Here is a 16,610-nt window from a genome sequence, read left to right as displayed (position 1 = left end):
ACCCGTTCCGGAGGAGTTGTCCTGCCATGCGCCGAGCCGTCGTCACCAGTGCCGCCACCGCTGCCGGGGTGGTGCTGCTGCTCTCGCTCAAACCGCACGAGGCGACCGGCTCCGCGCCGGTGATCAGCTCGGGTGCGGGGTCGGGAGCGGGAGCCGGGTCCAGCTCCGGGTCCGGGTCCGGGAGCGGCTCCGGGACCACCGGCGCCGCTGACACCTCCGCCTCTCCCACCCCCGCGCCCGCCTCCGGTGGCGGCGCCACCCGGAAGGTCAGCGGAGACACCGTGAACACCCGGTATGGCCCGGTGCAGGTGCAGGTCACCCTCGCCGGCAGCCGGATCACCACCGTCGACGTGGTCAAGTACCCGACCCAGGACCGCCGGGACCGCGAGATCAACGCCGACGCCCTGCCCGTGCTCAACCAGGAGGCGATCTCCGCGCAGAACGCCCAGATCGACGCGGTCAGCGGCGCCACCTACACCAGCGACGGCTACATCCGCTCGCTGCAGAGCGCCCTCGACCGGGCCAAGGGCTGAGGCCCCGGTGCTGCGGCACGCCGAGCCAGTGATGGGCACCGTCTTCTCGATCGCCGTCCGCGACCCCGGTCCGGGCACCGCCGAGGCAGTGCGCCGGATCGTCCAACGGCTGCACCGCATCGACGCGGTGTTCTCCACCTACCGGCCGGACAGCGACATCAGCCGGCTCGGCCGCGGCGAACTCGCCCTGGAGGACTGCGACCCCGAGGTCCGCACGGTCCTCGCCGCCTGCCGCGAGGTGACGGCCGAGACCGACGGCTACTTCACCGAACGGCCCGGCGGCCGGCTCGACCCCAGCGGCTGGGTCAAGGGCTGGGCGATCGAGGAGGCCGCCCGGTTGCTGCGCGCCGCCGGCGCCCGGCACTTCTGCGTCAACGGCGGCGGCGACGTGCAGACCTCCGGCGGACCGTGGCGGATCGGCATCGCCCACCCCGGACGGCCCGGCCTGCTCGCCGCCGTACTGGCCGGCAGCGACCTCGCCGTGGCCACCTCCGGCACCGCCGAACGCGGCGCCCACATCCTCGACCCCCACACCGGCCGCCCGGCCGACGGCCTGGCCTCGCTCACCCTGGTCGGCGCGCCGGGCACCGGCATCGCCCGCACCGACGCCTGGGCGACCGCCGCCTTCGCCATGGGCCCCGACCGTGCGCTGGCCTGGGCGGCCCGGCAGCCGGGGGTGGAGGCCCTCGCCGTGCTGCCGCACGGTCCCAAACGCTGGACGGCCGGCCTGCCAGGCCACCTCCCGCCCTCCGGGCCGGCCGACTGGCAGCCGGCCACCGCATACTGACCTGCCGCACCAACTTTGCTACTGCGACGACGAGTTCACCTCATCGGGTGAACTCCGGCGATCATGTCGCGCCGTTCTCCGCACGGTGACGGATAGTGGGGAACCGATCGGGCACGGACCGCCCGTCCCCCAGCGGCAGGAGCGGCGCATGAGTGTCGGCGTGACGGAGAACCTCGGCGCGGCGGAGAACCTCGGCGTGACCGGGGGCGTGGAGCGCACCACCCTGCTGGTCGCCGCCGCCCGGGCGATCGAGACCCACCGCCCCGACGCCCTCGTCCGGGACCACTACGCCGAGCACTTCGTGCGCGCCGCCCCCGGCACCGCGCACTGGCCCGTCCGCCCCCACGACGTCCCCGACGGCGAGGCCGATCCGCTGTGGGGGCGGCTCGGCCGCTACTTCGCCCTGCGGACACGGGCGTTCGACGACCAGCTGCTGCGGGCCGTCCAACTCGGCGCCCGGCAGGTCGTCCTGCTCGGGGCCGGGCTGGACGCCCGGGCGTTCCGACTGGACTGGCCGGGCGACTGCACCCTCTACGAGGTCGACCGGCCCGAGGTGTTCGCGTTCAAGCAACGCGTGCTGGACGGGCTCGGCACCCGAACCGGTGAGCACCGCACCGCGCGCCGGGTGACCGTCGAGGCCGACCTCCGCGCCGACTGGGCCGGAGCGCTGACCGCCGCCGGGTTCCGCCCGGAGCACCCGACCGCCTGGCTCGCCGACGGCCTGCTGCTCCATCTGCCGGGCACGGCCGAACGCGAACTCTTCGCCGTCGTCGACCGGTTCAGCGCGCGCGGCTCCAACCTGGCCTACGAGGCCGGGCTCGGCCCCGACTCCGCGGTGGTCCGCGACCGCCCGGTCCACACGGCGACCCGCGAACGGACCGGCATCGACCTGCCCGCCCTCCTCGACGCCGCCCCCCGCCCCGACACCCCCGCCGACCTCACCGCACGGGGCTGGTCCACCACCGTCCACACACCGTTCGAGTTCACCCGCCACTACGGCCGCGGCCCGCTCCCCGAACCGGACGACGCCCTCGCGGCCAACCGCTGGGTCTTCGCCGTCCGGCCCTGAGGCGCTGAACCCGCTCCGGCGTCATGAGTCGACGGGACGGACCACCGCCCGAGCGCGCGAACCGCTCCCAGCCCTCGAACCGCACCGTCACGTCGAACTCCGCCGCCCCGTTCACGCAGGCCCCGTAGCCCGACCCGAGCTCGCCCGCCGTCGTCCTCCGCGATCATCCGTCGTTCCGGGGGGGCAGCCAGCCGGTCTGGATCAGTGTTCCGGACAGATGCTTCCGGGTCACCCGAACTCCCCGGCCCGGCGGGAGGAGCTGGGTCGCCGCGAGTCCCAGGAGAGGGCCTTCGTCCCCGTCTCCGGAGAGCAGAACGCCGTGGGCCCCGTGGCTGCACACCACGCGGAGGAACGGCTCGGTCGGACGGGCCCGGCCGGCACCTTCGGAGCGGCGGGCGACGATCACCCGCAGGCCCAGTTCCCGGGCCTGCGGCAGGAATTCGACGAGGGGCGACAGGGGGTCCTGCCCGTTGGCGGTGACGAGGTCGAAGTCGTCCACGACGAGGAAGACGTCCTTGTGCCGCCGCCAGCTGGGCGCGGTCTGCCGTACGCCCGGCGCACGGCTGGCAGCGGCCACGCGCAGGATCCGCACCAGGGTGTCCAAACCCGACGCGCTCGACGCGTAGTGGACGAGGTACTCGGGTGGGACCTCGTCGATCAGCGTGCGGCGGAAGTCGGCGACCAGGAAGCCGACGTGGTCCGCGGTGTAGCGTTCTGTGAGCTGCTTGACCAGCAGCCGGAGCAGGGCGGTCTTCCCGGACCCCTCGTCACCGAACACGGCGAACAGCGGGTCGGTGTCGAAGTCGACGAAGACCGGGGCCTGTTGGGCCGCGTCCACTCCGATCGCCACGCCCCGGAGCGCGTCGCCGCGCGGGAGCCGGTCGGCGTCGACCACGTCGGGCGCGGCGGAGCCGCCCGGCGGCACGATGAGTGCCTCGGCCCAGCCGGGCCTGCGGAGTCGGAGCTCGTCCGCCAGGATCATCCGGTGGAGTCTCGCCACCACCGGGCCGGGCTCGACGGCGTGCTCCTCCCGCAGCGTAGCCCGGAGGCGTCCGTGGACCTCCAGCGCCTCGGCCTGCCGCCCGCAACGGTGGAGGGCGAGCATCAGCAGCGCGCACAGCCGGTCGCGCAACGGGTGCTCGGTGAGCAGCAGTTCGAGCTCGGGAACGATCTCCTCGTGCCGCCCGAGCGCCAGCCCGGTGGCGTACAGGTCCTCGGTGGCCGCCATCCGCCGCTCGTTCAGCCGGGTGCGCTCCCCGGAGGCGTACGGCCCCGGAACGCCGTCCAGCGCGGGCCCCTTCCAGAGGTCGAGCGCGGACCGCACCAGCGTGTGCGCCGTCGACAGGTCGCCGGCCCTCTCCGCCGACACGGCCGTGGCGAGCCGCTGCTCGAACACGGCCGCGTCGATCGAGCCCGGGAAGGCGTTCAGCCGGTAGCCGCCTGCCACCGGTAGGAGGATGTCGACCGCGCCGCGCGGCTGGGCGCCGTCGCCCAGGACCGAACGCAGCCGGGAGACGTAGGTGCGCACCGCCGCCACGGGCTGGGGCGGTGGCTGGTCGCCCCAGACGGCGTTGATCAGGCCCGCGGTGGAGACCGGCTCCGGGAAGTGCAGGAGCAGGGTCGCGAGGACCGCCTGCTCCTGCGGTGAACCGACCATGAGAACGGGCTGCTCGTCCCGCCAGACGCGCAGCGGGCCGAGCAGCGAGTAACGCAGCCGGGAGCGGACCGGTCCGACCAAGTCCCATGCCCGTTCGTACAGTTCGGTGATCCGGAGCCGTTCCAGCTCGGCCGACGGCCCGGGCAGGTCCGCCAGCGGCGCGCCCTGCCAGAGGGCGAGGGCCTGCTGGGCGTGCCGTCGGGCCCCGGCCGGGTCGGCGGCCGAGTGCGCCCACTCGGCGCGTTCCATGGCCTGCTCGAAGAGGGCGGCGTCGATCTGGTCGGAGGCCACGGTCATCAGCCAGGTGCGACCGTCCGACAACTCCTCCAGGGTGGCCCGGGAGGCCGTGGGCGAGTTGAGCACGCGCTGCAGCTCATGCACGTGGAACCACACCGCGTCGAGCTCGTCGGCGGCGCCCGGGTGCTGCGGCCGCACCGCCTCGACCAGGACCTCGGCCCGGACCGGACGTTCGCGGTACTTCAGCAGCGCGGCGAGCACCGCCCGCCGCTCCGGGGGCCCGACGTCGACCGGCTCGTCCCCGCGCCAGGCCCGCACCTCCCCGAGCAGAGTGAACCTGAGCGGTGGTTCCGGCACGCGGTCGGGCCGTCGCAGAGCGCCCGAGTCGGCGATCCGCCGGGCGACCTCGGCGGCGGAGGACGGCCTCCGGCGCGGATCCGGGTGCAGCAGGTCGAGGACGAGCCCGTGCAGGGCCTCGGGCATGCCGGTCTCGTGGAGCACGCTGCCCAGGGCGTGGAGGTCACCGGCCGGGTCGACCGGAACGGCCGGTCCGCCGAGGTGGATCCCGAAGTCGCAGAGGGCCGGCCTGCCGTCCGGGCGGATGAGGATGTTGGCGGGCTCGATCCTGCCGTGCGCGAGCCCCTGGCCGTGTAGGTACTCCAGCGCCTCGGCCACGCCGTGGGCGATCGCCACGGCCTCGGACGGGGGCGGCGGGCCCGCGTCGAGCAGGCTCCTCAGGTCGGGTCCGTCGACGAACTCGTGGACCAGGTAGAGGCGTTCGGCGTCGACACCAGAGCTGTGGCAAGCGACGAGGCCCGGGTGGTCGAGCTCGGCGAGCCGTGCGGCCTGCGCCAGGAACTCGTCCGCGTCCAGGGCGACGGCGAGGCGGTCCCGGCCGACGGTCTTGATCGCGACGGCCACGCCGTCCCGTTCGTCCCTTGCCCGCCACACCTCGCTCTGCCGGCCCTGGGCGATCCGCTCGACCAGGCGGAAGCGCTGGGCGATCAGCGGCTGTTCGGTCTCGCGCCGCCGGTCGCTCCGCCAGCGGCCCTCGAACTCCCAGATGTGGACGTGGGTGTCCCGGTCACCGATCGACGCGAGCACACAGCGGCGCTCGTCACCGATGATCCCGACGATCGTCCTCGCCCGGCCCGGGTCGACCACGGCGGCGGCGAAGAACTCGACGGTCGAGGGGTCGTCGGGCTGCCAGCGGTGCAGCCGTCCGGTCGGGTCGACGCCGACCAGGAGCGAGCGCCCGTCCGGCTGGGACAGTACGGTCATCGCCCAGGAACGGTGCCCCCCGGGGAGGCCCGGCAGTTCCGGGGCGACGGGGCTGGCCCCCGGGTTCCAGAGGTGCATGGCACCGTGGGAATCCGCCGCCCAGATGTACTGCTTCCCGTCCGTGTGGACGAGGGACGCCAGGGCCGCCGGCAGGACGGGAAGGCCCGGCTGGTTCATCACGAGGGTGCCGCCACGGATGTCCCAGAAAGTGAATCCGCCGTCGACGTCCGCCGTGCAGAGGTACTCGGCCGGCTGGCCGCTGACCTCGGCCATGGCGACGATTTCCGGGCGGGGCTCGTCAAGCGCCAGCGGGGCTTTGGCCTCCTGCCCGGTCGTCACGTCGATGTAGCGGATCAGGCGGTCGACTCCGTGGACGGCGAGCAGAACCGCGCCGTCGTCCGGGTCCCGCACCACCGCCATCGCGAGGGCCGGGCTGGGCAGTCGGAAGCTCCGGACGGTGGAGAAGGAGTCCCCCGATCCGGCCGCCCCGGTCAGGACGGCCAGTTGGGCGTCGAGCTGCCAGGTCGCCAGTTCGTCCGGGCGCCGGGGCATCCGGTCGAGCAGGTGCTGGAACTCCTGGGCGTGCTCGATCCGCTGGTAGGCGTCGCCGAGTCGGTGGCGGATCTCCTCGCGCAGCTCGGCTTCGGTGAGGAAGCCCAGGGTGATGGTCGGCGCCTCGGCGAGGAAGCGGATGCCCTCGCGCGAGTCGGTGGTGACGATCAGGCAGCCGGCCTCGGAGTCGAGCAGCTCGGGGAGCTTGCGGGAGTGTCCGGAGCCGGGCCGCAGGGCGTCCACGATGATCAGCCAGTCCCGGTGGCCTTCGACGACCTGCCCCAGCGGCGCGTGGAGGTCCGCCCCGAGGGCGGCTCGCAGCTGCCCGAGGCCCGCCTCCAGCGCATCGGCGGTCCGGCCGTCGATCCAGTGGACGAAGGAGTGGCGGCCGCAGTGGCGCCGGATGTACTCCTGGACGAGGCGGCGCCTGCCCATCCCGGGGGCGGCCTCGATCGCCACCAGCCGGGTCGGCCCGCCTTCTGGCTCGCACATCTGCTCAAGTCGGCGGAACTCGTCGTCCCTCCCGATCATGCGCGGCGGGTCGGGCGGGCTCACGACGGGCGGCGCCGGGGTGAGCATCTCCCTCCGGATCGCCGGTCCGCCGCCACCCACCACACTCCCCAGGAGCCGCGCGAGCGAGGCGTGTTGGCCGCCCGCCCCCGCCAGTACCGTCGCCGCGACCTCCGCGAAGGGCCGGCTGCGCTCCGGCAACCGGTGCCGCGCCCGCCCGGCGAAGGCCGCCAGGGCACGGAAGTCGAGCGTCCCCCCGAAGGTCGCCGCGACCCGCCCGGAGACCTTGGCGAGCACCTGTTCCAGCACCCGTACCGATTCGGTCCGGGTGAGTTCCCCGAGCAGTTCCTCCCGAACGCCGTCGACGAAGTCGTACACCACCTCGTCCGGCTCGGCAGCCTTCGTCCGTACCTCGATCAGTCCGGACAGGAACAGTTCCGCCAGTTCCCGCTGCCCCGACTCCGGCACCGTGGACCGCTGGACCAGTCGCATCACCGGCAGGCTCAGCGGCGCCGCCGACAGGTGGCAGGCGAGCCGGTAGGCGTTCCGGGAGCTGCCGGCCCGGAAGGCGGCGACCCGCGCGGCGGCGGTACGCGGAACAGCGGCCCGGGCGCGCGGGCGCGGCGGGCGCGGGACTCCGCTGAGCGGCGCGGCGAGCAGGCGCGTCCAGCCGGCCGTGCGGCCTGCGGTGAGGTCGGCCCAGGGGGCGAGCCAGTCGGCGTCGATCTCGAGGACCGGCAGCCAGCGCACCGCGGCCCGGGCCGCTGTTCCGGCCTTGCCGCGGGGGATGCCGGGCAGGGCGGTGTCGGTGCGCAGGACGGGAGCGGGCCGGCCGTGGGGGGCGGCCCGGCCTTCGACCGGGGCGGCTCGCAGGGCGGTGCGGTGCCACAGGCGGCGGGGCAGCACCTGGAGGGCGGCAGCGGGGCCGGTGGCGGCGGCGCGGGCGAGGAAGGGCACCAGTTCGTCGCCGTACCAGGCGGGGCCGACGCCGTCGGTGAGGACGAGCAGGATGCGGCGCCCGTGCGGGTCGGCGAGCGGCCGGGACCAGTTCCGGTCGGGGGCGGCGGGTGGCGGCGCGGGGGCGCGGCGGCGCCGGAAGGGGGTGAGGTGCGGGGTGTCCCGGTCGGTGTCGAGGGACCAGGTGCGCACCTCCTCGAAGGCTCCGTGGCGTTCCAGCAGGGTGGCGAGTTCCCCGGCCAGGTCGTGCCAGACGGCCATGGTGGCGCCGGTGTCGACCAGCAGGTCCACGGCGTACCGGGGCCTGGCCCGCTGCCAGACCGGCAGCAGCACTCCGGCTTCGGCGGTGGCCGCCGCCGTCGCCTCCTCGTCCAGGTGCGACGGCCGGTGGCCGCCGGGGCGTTGGGACAGCGGCCGGCGCAGCGGGCGCAGGGCGCGGGCGATGGCCAGCGCGCCGGGCAGGGCGGTGGGCCGGGTGACCTGGACGACCTCGGCGCCGCGCACGCCCGGGCCGACGGGCTCCGGCCGCTCGGTCTCCGAAGGGACGCGGCGGGGGTGCAGTTCGACCGTGGGGCCGGGTTGCGGAGGCGTGGGGACGGGCGGTTCGGTCGCGTCCGGTCGGTTCTGCCGGGGGCGCTGGTGTGGCGGGGCGGCGTCGCGCTCCGGGGCGACGGGCGGCAGCACATCCACGGGGCGGTCGGCGGGCGCTGCGGGAGAGCCCTCGGGCAGGGGTGCGAGGCCTGCCAGCCGGGAGATCCACAGCACGTCGGCCAGGTCCCGCGGGTGCGGCTGCTCGCCCTCGGGCGCGACGAGCGCGGACAGCGCCTGACGCAGCACGGACCGCACCGTCGCCTCCCCGTCCGTACCGAACTCCGCGTCCAGAGCGAACTGCCCGTCCGTACCGAACTGCCCGTCCGTACCGAACGTGCCCACCGGCCGCCGCCTCAGCTCTCGTTGAGGGGGCGCAGCAGGACGTCGTGGATGACGTCGCGCCCGGAACCACTGCCCCACAGGCCGCGTTCGGCCATCAGCAGGGCGTTGAGCAGCTGGTCGTTGGCCAGGTCGGCGCCGTCCTCGCGCTGGCGGCGCAGGAACTCGGTGATGAGCTCGGCGCGTTGGACGCCGTCCGCCGAGTCGTCCGCGCCCAGGTGTGCGGCGACCATCGCGGCCAGCCGGTCCTCGGTGGGCGGCTGGATCTCCAGGCGGACGCAGCGGCGCAGCAGCGCGGAGGGGAACTCCCGCTCGCCGTTGCTGGTGAGGACGACCAGCGGGAAGTGGGCGCAGCGCACGTGGCCGCCGCGGACGGTCGCCCGCCGGCCGGGGTCGGCGGTGGCGACCTCCTGGGGGCCGGGGCCGAGGCGCTGGAGTTCGGGGATCTCGAACTCGCCCTCCTCGAAGACGTTCAGGAGGTCGTTGGGCAGGTCGATGTCGCTCTTGTCGATCTCGTCGATGAGGACGACGCGGGGTGTGCGCCAGGGCAGCAACGCGGTGCCGAGCGGGCCGAGGCGCAGGAACTGACCGATGGCGGGCGGCTGCCGGTCGCCGGCCGGGTCGCCGTCGTACCGGGGGGCGCGCAGGCCGGCCTCGTGGAGGCGGCCGATGGCGTCGTAGGTGTAGAGGCCGTCGCGCAGGGCGGAGCGGCTGCTGATGGGCCAGCGCAGGACCGGGCCGATTCCCAGTTCGTGGGCGACGGCGTAGGCGAGGGTGGACTTGCCGACGCCGGGCTTGCCGGTGATCAGCAGTGGGCGGCGCAGGTGGAGGGCCAGGTTGACGAGGTGGATCTCCCGTTCGTCGGCCTGGTAGGCGGTGGCCTGCCGGGTGCGGCCGAGCCGGCGGGTGGTCAGGCCGGTGGTGTCGTCGGCCGGGGGCGGAGGCAGTTCCTCGTCGCTGTCGACCCAGTCGCCGAAGGAGCGCCAGGCCGGGGCCGGCGGGAGGGCGGCGATGCCGTCGTGGGGCACTCCTGTGCCCCGGTAGATCCACCAGTTCTCGGGCATGGTTACCGCCTGCTCCTCGTCGTCACGGTCGTCGTGGTCATCACGGTCGTCGGTGTCGTCACGGTCGTCGGAAACCATTCGCCTCACACCATCCCCGGAAATCCGGCGTCCTGGTCGGGATCCACGCAGTTCGGGTCGTCCCAGAACAGGGTGATACCGTCCTGGGTCTCCGCCGCCCGGGTCACCTTGCGGTGCCGGTGGACGGCTTCCGGCAGCTGGGCCAGTGACCGCGGGCGGTCGCGGCGCAGGGCCTCGACCAGGTCCGTCGGGGCGCCGGGGGCTCGGCGCCACAGCATGGCCGGGACTCCGTCGAAGACCATGGCGTCGAGCACGGCCGTGCGCACCCGGGGATCGAGTTCGTCGTACGGGGTGTCGAGGCCGAGGCAGGCCAGGGTGGGCCGGCCGTCGAGCCAGCCGGGCAGGTCGGCGGCCCGTTCGGGGTGCAGGGGCGGCCAGCCGATCCGGTCGACGGCCTCGCACTCCATCGTCTCGGCGAACAGGTGCTCCCACCGTTCGTACCAGTCGGGCGTCTGGAGCCACGGGTTGATGTAGCGGTCCAGGGAGCGGACGACGACCGGGTGCAGCAGCCCGAGCCGGTATCCGCCGGGGGTCGGGGACCAGAGTTCGGCGCTGTGGCCGAGCAGCGCCTTGGGCAGCAGGAACTCGATCCGCACGGGGCTGCGCCTGCTCCTGGCCAGCTCGGTGAGCAGCGCCTGCCAGCCGGCCAGGCGGGCGCTGCCTTCGGTGACCAGGTCCTCCTTGGCCAGCGAGTCGCCCGCGACCAGGTCGTTGAGGCGTTCGATGGGGCCGCCGGCCAGGGGCTGCCGGTAGTAGGAGGCCCGCAGGTGGTAGCGGCTCGCCTCGATGTGCTCCGGTGTCTCCGGGTCCAGCCGGATCTGCACGATGAGGCGGCCCGCGGCCTCATCCCGGGGCGCCGGGCGGGCGACCGCAACGCTGTTCAACAGGCCTTCCAGTTCGAAGAGTTGGGGGTGCCGGGGGGACAGCTCCGGATCCCGCGCCAGGCCGTCCAGGAAGGTCAGCGCGTAGCCGGCGTCGGGGCCGCCGAAGTGGTCCAGCAGCCGGACGAGGATCTCCGGCAGGGTCGTTCGCTCGTCGATCAGGTTCCGGCCGGGGACGCGCGGGGGTACGTGGGCGAGGAGCCGCTCCGGCCCGGGCGGGGGCGTCAGCGCGCGCAGCAGACCGATGACGCGCAGCAGGACGGCGGCGGGCAGACCGGTCTCAGCGGTCAGGGCCAGCACGGCCAGCTCCAGCCAGGGCAGCGCGCCGGCGTACGGGTCGTGGGCCCGCAGCGCCTCGCCGAGCGAGCCGAGCACGGCGCGGGGATCGCGGGCGCAGCGGATGCTCCGTAGGATCTCCCGGACGTGCTCGCGCGCCGTGTCGGCCTCCTTGACGTCCAGGTGGAACAGGCGGGAGGACGGGGTGCGGCCCATCGTCTCCAGGACGCCCTGCCGGAACTCCCGCCGGGAGATCCCCTGGAAGTCGAACAGGATCTCGGCCAGCAGGCCTTCGGCCGCCTCGATCGGGATCGCGGCACCGCTCCCCGGTCCGATGGCGGCCCTCGGCGACCAGCCGCCGTACGCCCCTCCGTTCATCGCCCCTGCCCGCTCCCCCGACCGTCGGCCACTGCTCCGCCCGTCGCCCGTTCGACGAGGGCGCGGATCCGGTCCAACGCGCCGTCGTACGGGGCGAGTTCCTCCAGCGCCGCGTACAGCGCCTGCAGGGCCGCCGACGCGTCGCGGTGGTAGCGGCAGCGGCGCACGATGCGGAACAGGTGGTCGCGGCGGTCCGAGCGCTCCTCGACCTCGAAGGAGTGCGGCAGGCCGAGGTGTTCGCCCATCCGCTCCAGCAGGTCGAACCGCCCGTCGGCCCGCGCCGTGTACGGGACGGCCATCAGCGCCGCGACCAACTCGGCGTCTCCGGGCGGCGGTTCGGGCGCCGACCGGGGCTCGGTGGCCGGGACCAGCGGGCCGAGGAAGGCGATCAGCGCCGCGAGCGGGACGTACCACCCGCCCAGGTCCTGCTTGTACGAGCGACTGCCCTTGAGCACGCCGCGCACCAGCCCGTCCGGCCCGACCAGCATGCTGCCGCTGAAGCCGGGCTGCACGAAGCCGCCGACCCCGACGAACTCCCCCGACCGGCCCACGACCCGCAGGGCGACCGTGTCGGCGTTGGCTCCCGGCGAAGGGGTCGCCTCGGAGTAGCCGAGGGCGGTCAGCCAGGTGCCCGGTTCGGCCTCGCCGCCCGCCGTCGGGGCGACGGGGTGGCCGGTCCCGGCCGCCGCCGGGACGTCCAGCAGTGCGAGGTCGGGGAACGCCTCGAACGGGCCGTTGCCCGCGGTGTCGGGCTCGGCCCGGACCGCCCCGGGCGGCACCGGGTAGCTGCTCGACTCGTGCCGGACGACCAGTCCTTCGGCCACGCCGCGCCGGTCGAGCACGACATGCGCACAGGTGACCGCCAGCCCCGGGGCGACCAGGAAGCCGCTGCCCCGGAAGCCGCTAGCCGCCTCGATCCGCACGGCGCAACGGTGCAGCACCTCGGCGCGGGCACGATCGAGATGCGGGCCGGTCACTCCGCGGTGGCGGAGGTGCTGACCGGGCCGCCCTCGGCACCGCCTCCGCCCGCCGTGCCGCCGTCCGTACCGCCCGCCACACCGCCCGCCGTCCCGTTCGCGCGTTCCCGCCGGGCCGCGAGATCCCAGGAGAGCTTGACGGTCAGGCCCGCCTCGCTCCCGGCCTCCGCGATGATGCCGAGCAACTGCCCGGACTTCACGGCGAGTTTGAGCCCGAACTCGACCTCGAAGGAGTCCGGCGCCCCGGAGTCGCCCTGGGCGATCGTCTCCGCCGCCCAGCGCCCGATGCCCTGCACGGTTCCCCGCACCTGGTCCAGCGACAGCGCCACCGCGGAGCCGAGCTGGGCGACCCGGTCCCGCAGCGCCACGTCACCGTAGCCGTCCCCGTCCCCGGCCGTCTCGAAGCCGACCTCGCCGATGACCTCGGCCCGCACCGTGGTGCCGTCCCCCAGGTCGATCGTCTGCACCGTCACGTCCCCGGTCACACCGCTCCCCTCCCGCACGTCCGCCCCTGCTGCGCGCGCCACAATACCGCGACGCCCACGACACCCACCGTTACGGGGCCGGACACCTGAGGCACTCCCGGGGCCTGCGGCTGAGGGCGATCCGGGAGGTCCCGTACCGCGGAGGACGCCGGCCCATTGAGCGTTTCTGCGCAGAGCGCCTCCCGGCAGGCCGAAGCGGAGGCGCGTCGTTGCTCAATACTGCGCCCACGATTGACATGAACCACCCGAAGCAGCAAGCTGCTCTTTCGAAACTGCTCAAAACCGCACGAAGGCGGTAACTGCGGTGGACAAACGTGTGCTGGTCCTCGTCTCGGCCTGCGCCCTCGGTGCGCTCGCCCTGACCTCCTACGGCAGCGGCCGCAGCGGTGGCGGCGGCGGGACCGACGCGGACGACAAGGTGACCCTGAAGCTGGTCGCCGCCGACTACGGCGACAAGGAGTCCAACAGCTCGAAGGCCTACTGGGGCAAGGTCGCCACCGCCTTCACCGCGGCCAACCCGGATATCAAGGTCGACGTCCAGGTGGTGAACTGGAACGACATCGACAAGCAGGTCAAGACGATGATCCAGAGCGGCAACGTGCCGGATGTCCTGCAGACCGGCGGCTACGCCGACATGTCGCCGACGACCTGCTGTACAGGGCGGAGGACGTGCTCTCGCCCGCCACCCGGGCCGACCTGATCGACAGCTTCGCCAAGGCCGGACAGGTCAAGGGCGTGCAGTACGGCATACCGCCGCCTTCAACCTGGCCTTCGCCGTCTGGATCCTCACGGCGTACATCTCCTCGATCCCGGTGGAGCTGGAGGAGGCCGCGACGCTCGACGGCCTCGGCCGACTCGGGGCGCTGCGCCGGGTGGTGCTGCCGCTGGCGCTGCCGGGCGTGGTCACCGCGGTGATCTTCACCTTCATCTCCGCCTGGAACGAGTTCGTGATGGGCCTGACCCTGTCCACCGACCCGGACAGCCGGCCGCTCACCGTCGGCATCAACAGCTTCATCGGCAACCACACCGTCCGGTGGAACTACCTGTTCGCCGGCTCGGTCGTAGCGATCGTGCCGGTGGTGGTGCTGTTCGCCCTGATCGAGCGGCACGTGGTTTCCGGTTTGACGGCCGGGTCGGTCAAGTGACCGCTCTCATGGGCAGGTTGAGCCACTCATCCCGCGAGTCGACAGGAGAACCCCCGTGCGCCTGCTCCGACCCCACCTCCGAAGGGCCGCCCTAGCGGCGGCCCTGACCAGCCTCGGCGCCCTGGCCGGCCCCGCCCTGCCGGCCCGCGCCGCCACCCCCGCCTCCGCCGTCCTGGACGACAGCCACCAGAACGTCAGCTGGCAGAGCCCCGCCTACGCCAAGGGCACCCTCGGCGGCGCCACCTCCTGCCCCACCGCCACCCAGGACCCGGACGGCACGGTCTGCGGCCGCTTCGACCTCACGGTCGACGTCCCGGCCGGCTACTGGGACGACAACCCGGAGGGCGGCGTCCCGATCTCGATCCAGTGGCAGAACCCCACCGACGACTTCGACCTCTACGTCTACGACGCCAACGGCAAGGAGGTCGCCGAGAGCGCCGGCACCGCCGACCCCGAGGCCACCGTGATCCCGAAGGCCTCCGGCACCTACCACGTCCTGGTCGTCCCGTACGACGTGCACGGCGGCTCCTTCACCGGCCGCGCCTACCTCCCCCGGACCACCGACGCGGGCGACCTCACCTCCTTCACCGGTGGCAAGGGCAGCTACGACATCTCCGCGGGCACCCTCAAGGCCAAGGTCGACTTCCTCACCGACGACCAGCTGCGCCTGCGCGCCGCCCCGGACGGGGACATCACCGATCCCGCGGGCAGTGCCATCATCCGGCAGCAGCCCGAACTCCAGCCCCGAACCTCGGCCTTCGACGCCGGCGACTACTACGGCATCCGCTCCGGCCACCTGGTGCTGCGGGTCTACAAGCACCCCCTGCGGTTCGGCCTCTACCAGGCGGACGACCGCACCGCCATCTGGCAGGAGGACGCCCCGCTGCGCTGGTCCACCAGCGGCCTGCGGCAGAGCCTGGTCCGCGGCGCCGACGAGCAGTTCTTCGGCGGCGGCGAACAGAACGGCAGCTTCTCCCACCGCGACCAGACCGTCCACGTCGCCAACAGCACCAACTGGAACGAGGGCGGCTACAACAACTCCCAGCCGTTCTACGTCTCCACCGCCGGTTACGGCGTCTTCCGCAACACCTTCGCCCCGGGCATCTACGACTTCGGCTCCCCGGTGCGCACCGGACAGCAGGAACGCCGCCTGGACGCCTACTACTTCACCGGCGACGTCAAGTCCGTCATCGGCGAGTACACCACGCTGGTCGGCAAGCCCTTCATGCCGCCGGTCTACGGCCTGGAGCCCGGCGACTCCGACTGCTACCTGCACAACGCCAACCGCGGCGAACGCCACACCACCGACGCGCTCAAGGTCGCCGACGGCTACGGGCAGAACCAGATGCCGCTCGGCTGGATGCTGGTCAACGACGGCTACGGCTGCGGCTACGAGAACCTCCCCCAGACCGGCGCGGGCCTGCGCAAGGACCACGCCCAGCTCGGCCTCTGGACGCAGAACGGCCTGCCCAACCAGGCCGAGGAGGTCAAGGCCGGGGTCCGCGTGCGCAAGCTCGACGTCGCCTGGGTCGGCAACGGTTACGGCTTCGCGCTCAACGCCTGCGACCACGCGAAGGCCGGCATCGAGGACAACAGCGACGGCCGCGGCTTCGTCTGGCTGCCGGTCTCCTGGGCCGGCGCCCAGCGCTGCGGTGTGCTCTGGAGCGGCGACCAGAGCCTGTCCTGGGACTACATCCGCTGGCAGATCCCCACCTACGCCGGCGCCACCATGTCCGGCATCGCCTACGACACCGGCGACGTCGGTTCGATCTTCCGCCGCGACCCGGACATGTACACCCGTGACCTCCAGTGGAAGGCCTTCCTGCCGACCATCATGACCATGGACGGCTGGGCCAGGGACATGACCGGCAAGCAGCAGCGCGACCAGCAGCCCTGGCTTGACGGCGAGCCCTACACCTCGATCAACCGCAAGTACCTCCAGCTGAAGGAGCGGCTGCTGCCGTACATGTACACCCTGTCCGCCGAGGCCACCCGCACCGGCATCGGCGCCGTGCGCCCGCTCGCCCTGGAGTACCCGGACGACCCGGCGGCCCTCGGACCCAACGCCAAGTACGAGTTCCTGGCCGGGCCGGACTTCCTGGTCGCCCCGGTCTACTCCGACACTGCGGTGCGTGACGGCATCTACCTGCCCGAGGGCACCTGGACCGACTACTGGACCGGACGCACCTACCAGGGCCCCACCACGATCAACGGCTACTCCGCCCCGCTCGACACCCTGCCGCTGTTCGTCAAGGGCGGCTCGATCGTCCCGATGTGGCCCCGGGGCACGCTGTCCTGGGAGAACCGCGACCGCGGCGAACTCGACTACGACCTCCACCCCCAGGGCGACTCCTCCTACACCCTCTACGAGGACGACGGCGTCACCCGGCAGTACGCGGCGGGCTCCTCGGCCACCCAGCAGGTGGACGTCCATGCGCACGGGCCGGTCACCACCGTCAAGGTCGGTGCCAGTGAAGGAAGTTACGCCGGAAAGCCGGACGCCCGTTCGTACCGCTTCACCGTGCACGGCCAGTCCGCCCCGCGGATGGTCGTCACCCAGGGCGGCCCTCTGCCCCGACTGGACTCGGCCACTGCGCTCGACTCCGCCGACTCCGGCTGGTACTTCGACCAGGCGACGGGCGTGACCCACGTCAAGACCGCACCCGTCTCCACCGACGAGGACTTCTCCCTCCACCTGATCCACGGAGGCCGTTGAGAAAACGCGAAGAACCCCCATCCGGAATCCGGATGGGGGTTCTTCTGAATGATTGTTCGGCGGCGTCCTACTCTCCCACAGGGTCCCCCCTGCAGTA

Annotated in this window: 10 protein-coding genes and 1 pseudogene; 6 read left to right on the top strand and 5 right to left on the bottom strand. The window is 73.5% G+C overall.

Going from position 1 to position 16,610, the window contains the following annotated elements; translation table 11 throughout:
* Window positions 1–26: 26 nt before the first annotated feature.
* The 3 genes from ACH4J0_RS30460 (at window position 27) to ACH4J0_RS30450 (ending at window position 2,389) form a co-directional block, all read left to right on the top strand.
* Window positions 27–533 carry an FMN-binding protein gene (locus tag ACH4J0_RS30460; RefSeq protein ID WP_396243888.1) on the top strand — a complete coding sequence of 169 codons (507 nt, stop codon included), beginning with the start codon at window positions 27–29 and terminating at the stop codon, window positions 531–533.
* Between the two features lie 31 nt (window positions 534–564).
* Complete coding sequence (locus ACH4J0_RS30455) at window positions 565–1,320, top strand: FAD:protein FMN transferase (protein WP_396243886.1); 756 nt, start codon at window positions 565–567, stop codon at window positions 1,318–1,320.
* Between the two features lie 148 nt (window positions 1,321–1,468).
* Window positions 1,469–2,389, top strand: coding sequence for an SAM-dependent methyltransferase (locus tag ACH4J0_RS30450; protein WP_396243884.1), 921 nt, complete (start codon window positions 1,469–1,471; stop codon window positions 2,387–2,389).
* A gap of 163 nt (window positions 2,390–2,552) precedes the next feature.
* Here ACH4J0_RS30450 and ACH4J0_RS30445 read toward each other — a convergent pair whose 3' ends face one another.
* The 5 genes from ACH4J0_RS30445 to ACH4J0_RS30425 form a co-directional block, all read right to left on the bottom strand.
* Complete coding sequence (locus tag ACH4J0_RS30445) at window positions 2,553–8,516, bottom strand: SAV_2336 N-terminal domain-related protein (RefSeq protein WP_396243882.1); 5,964 nt, start codon at window positions 8,514–8,516, stop codon at window positions 2,553–2,555.
* A gap of 11 nt (window positions 8,517–8,527) precedes the next feature.
* A complete protein-coding gene (locus ACH4J0_RS30440; protein ID WP_396243997.1) occupies window positions 8,528–9,577 on the bottom strand; it encodes an AAA family ATPase in 1,050 nt (349 codons plus the stop codon).
* Between the two features lie 83 nt (window positions 9,578–9,660).
* The gene (locus tag ACH4J0_RS30435) at window positions 9,661–11,190 is read right to left on the bottom strand and encodes a hypothetical protein (RefSeq protein ID WP_396243881.1); all 1,530 of its coding nucleotides are present in this window, start codon (window positions 11,188–11,190) and stop codon (window positions 9,661–9,663) included.
* Window positions 11,187–12,113, bottom strand: a complete 927-nt coding sequence (locus tag ACH4J0_RS30430; RefSeq protein ID WP_396243880.1) for a trypsin-like peptidase domain-containing protein — start codon at window positions 12,111–12,113, stop codon at window positions 11,187–11,189. The genes ACH4J0_RS30435 and ACH4J0_RS30430 overlap by 4 nt, the downstream gene beginning before the upstream one ends.
* 50 nt (window positions 12,114–12,163) lie before the next feature.
* The gene (locus ACH4J0_RS30425; protein ID WP_396243878.1) at window positions 12,164–12,652 is read right to left on the bottom strand and encodes a CU044_2847 family protein; all 489 of its coding nucleotides are present in this window, start codon (window positions 12,650–12,652) and stop codon (window positions 12,164–12,166) included.
* Window positions 12,653–12,956: 304 nt separating this feature from the next.
* On the opposite strand from ACH4J0_RS30425, the gene ACH4J0_RS30420 reads away from it, so the two are divergent.
* From ACH4J0_RS30420 to ACH4J0_RS30410, 3 genes and pseudogenes are all read left to right on the top strand, one after another.
* Window positions 12,957–13,352, top strand: a complete 396-nt coding sequence (locus ACH4J0_RS30420; protein WP_396243877.1) for an extracellular solute-binding protein — start codon at window positions 12,957–12,959, stop codon at window positions 13,350–13,352.
* A 52-nt stretch (window positions 13,353–13,404) separates the two neighbouring features.
* Window positions 13,405–13,797: pseudogene (locus ACH4J0_RS30415) on the top strand (carbohydrate ABC transporter permease); the annotation flags it as partial.
* A 55-nt stretch (window positions 13,798–13,852) separates the two neighbouring features.
* A complete protein-coding gene (locus ACH4J0_RS30410; RefSeq protein ID WP_396243876.1) occupies window positions 13,853–16,513 on the top strand; it encodes a TIM-barrel domain-containing protein in 2,661 nt (886 codons plus the stop codon).
* Window positions 16,514–16,610 lie beyond the last annotated feature (97 nt).

Source organism: Kitasatospora sp. NPDC017646, from assembly GCF_044329365.1.
In the GTDB taxonomy this organism is placed as follows: domain Bacteria; phylum Actinomycetota; class Actinomycetes; order Streptomycetales; family Streptomycetaceae; genus Kitasatospora.
This window is presented reverse-complemented; position numbering and strand designations above follow the sequence as displayed.

Bases quoted from the DNA above. Each gene is read 5' to 3' on its own strand.
- ACH4J0_RS30455 (WP_396243886.1), top strand. From the start codon at position 565: ATGGGCACCGTCTTCTCGATCGCCGTCCGCGACCCCGGTCCGGGCACC.
- ACH4J0_RS30440 (WP_396243997.1), bottom strand. From the start codon at position 9,577: ATGCCCGAGAACTGGTGGATCTACCGGGGCACAGGAGTGCCCCACGAC.
- ACH4J0_RS30450 (WP_396243884.1), top strand. From the start codon at position 1,469: ATGAGTGTCGGCGTGACGGAGAACCTCGGCGCGGCGGAGAACCTCGGC.
- ACH4J0_RS30460 (WP_396243888.1), top strand. From the start codon at position 27: ATGCGCCGAGCCGTCGTCACCAGTGCCGCCACCGCTGCCGGGGTGGTG.
- ACH4J0_RS30435 (WP_396243881.1), bottom strand. From the start codon at position 11,190: ATGAACGGAGGGGCGTACGGCGGCTGGTCGCCGAGGGCCGCCATCGGA.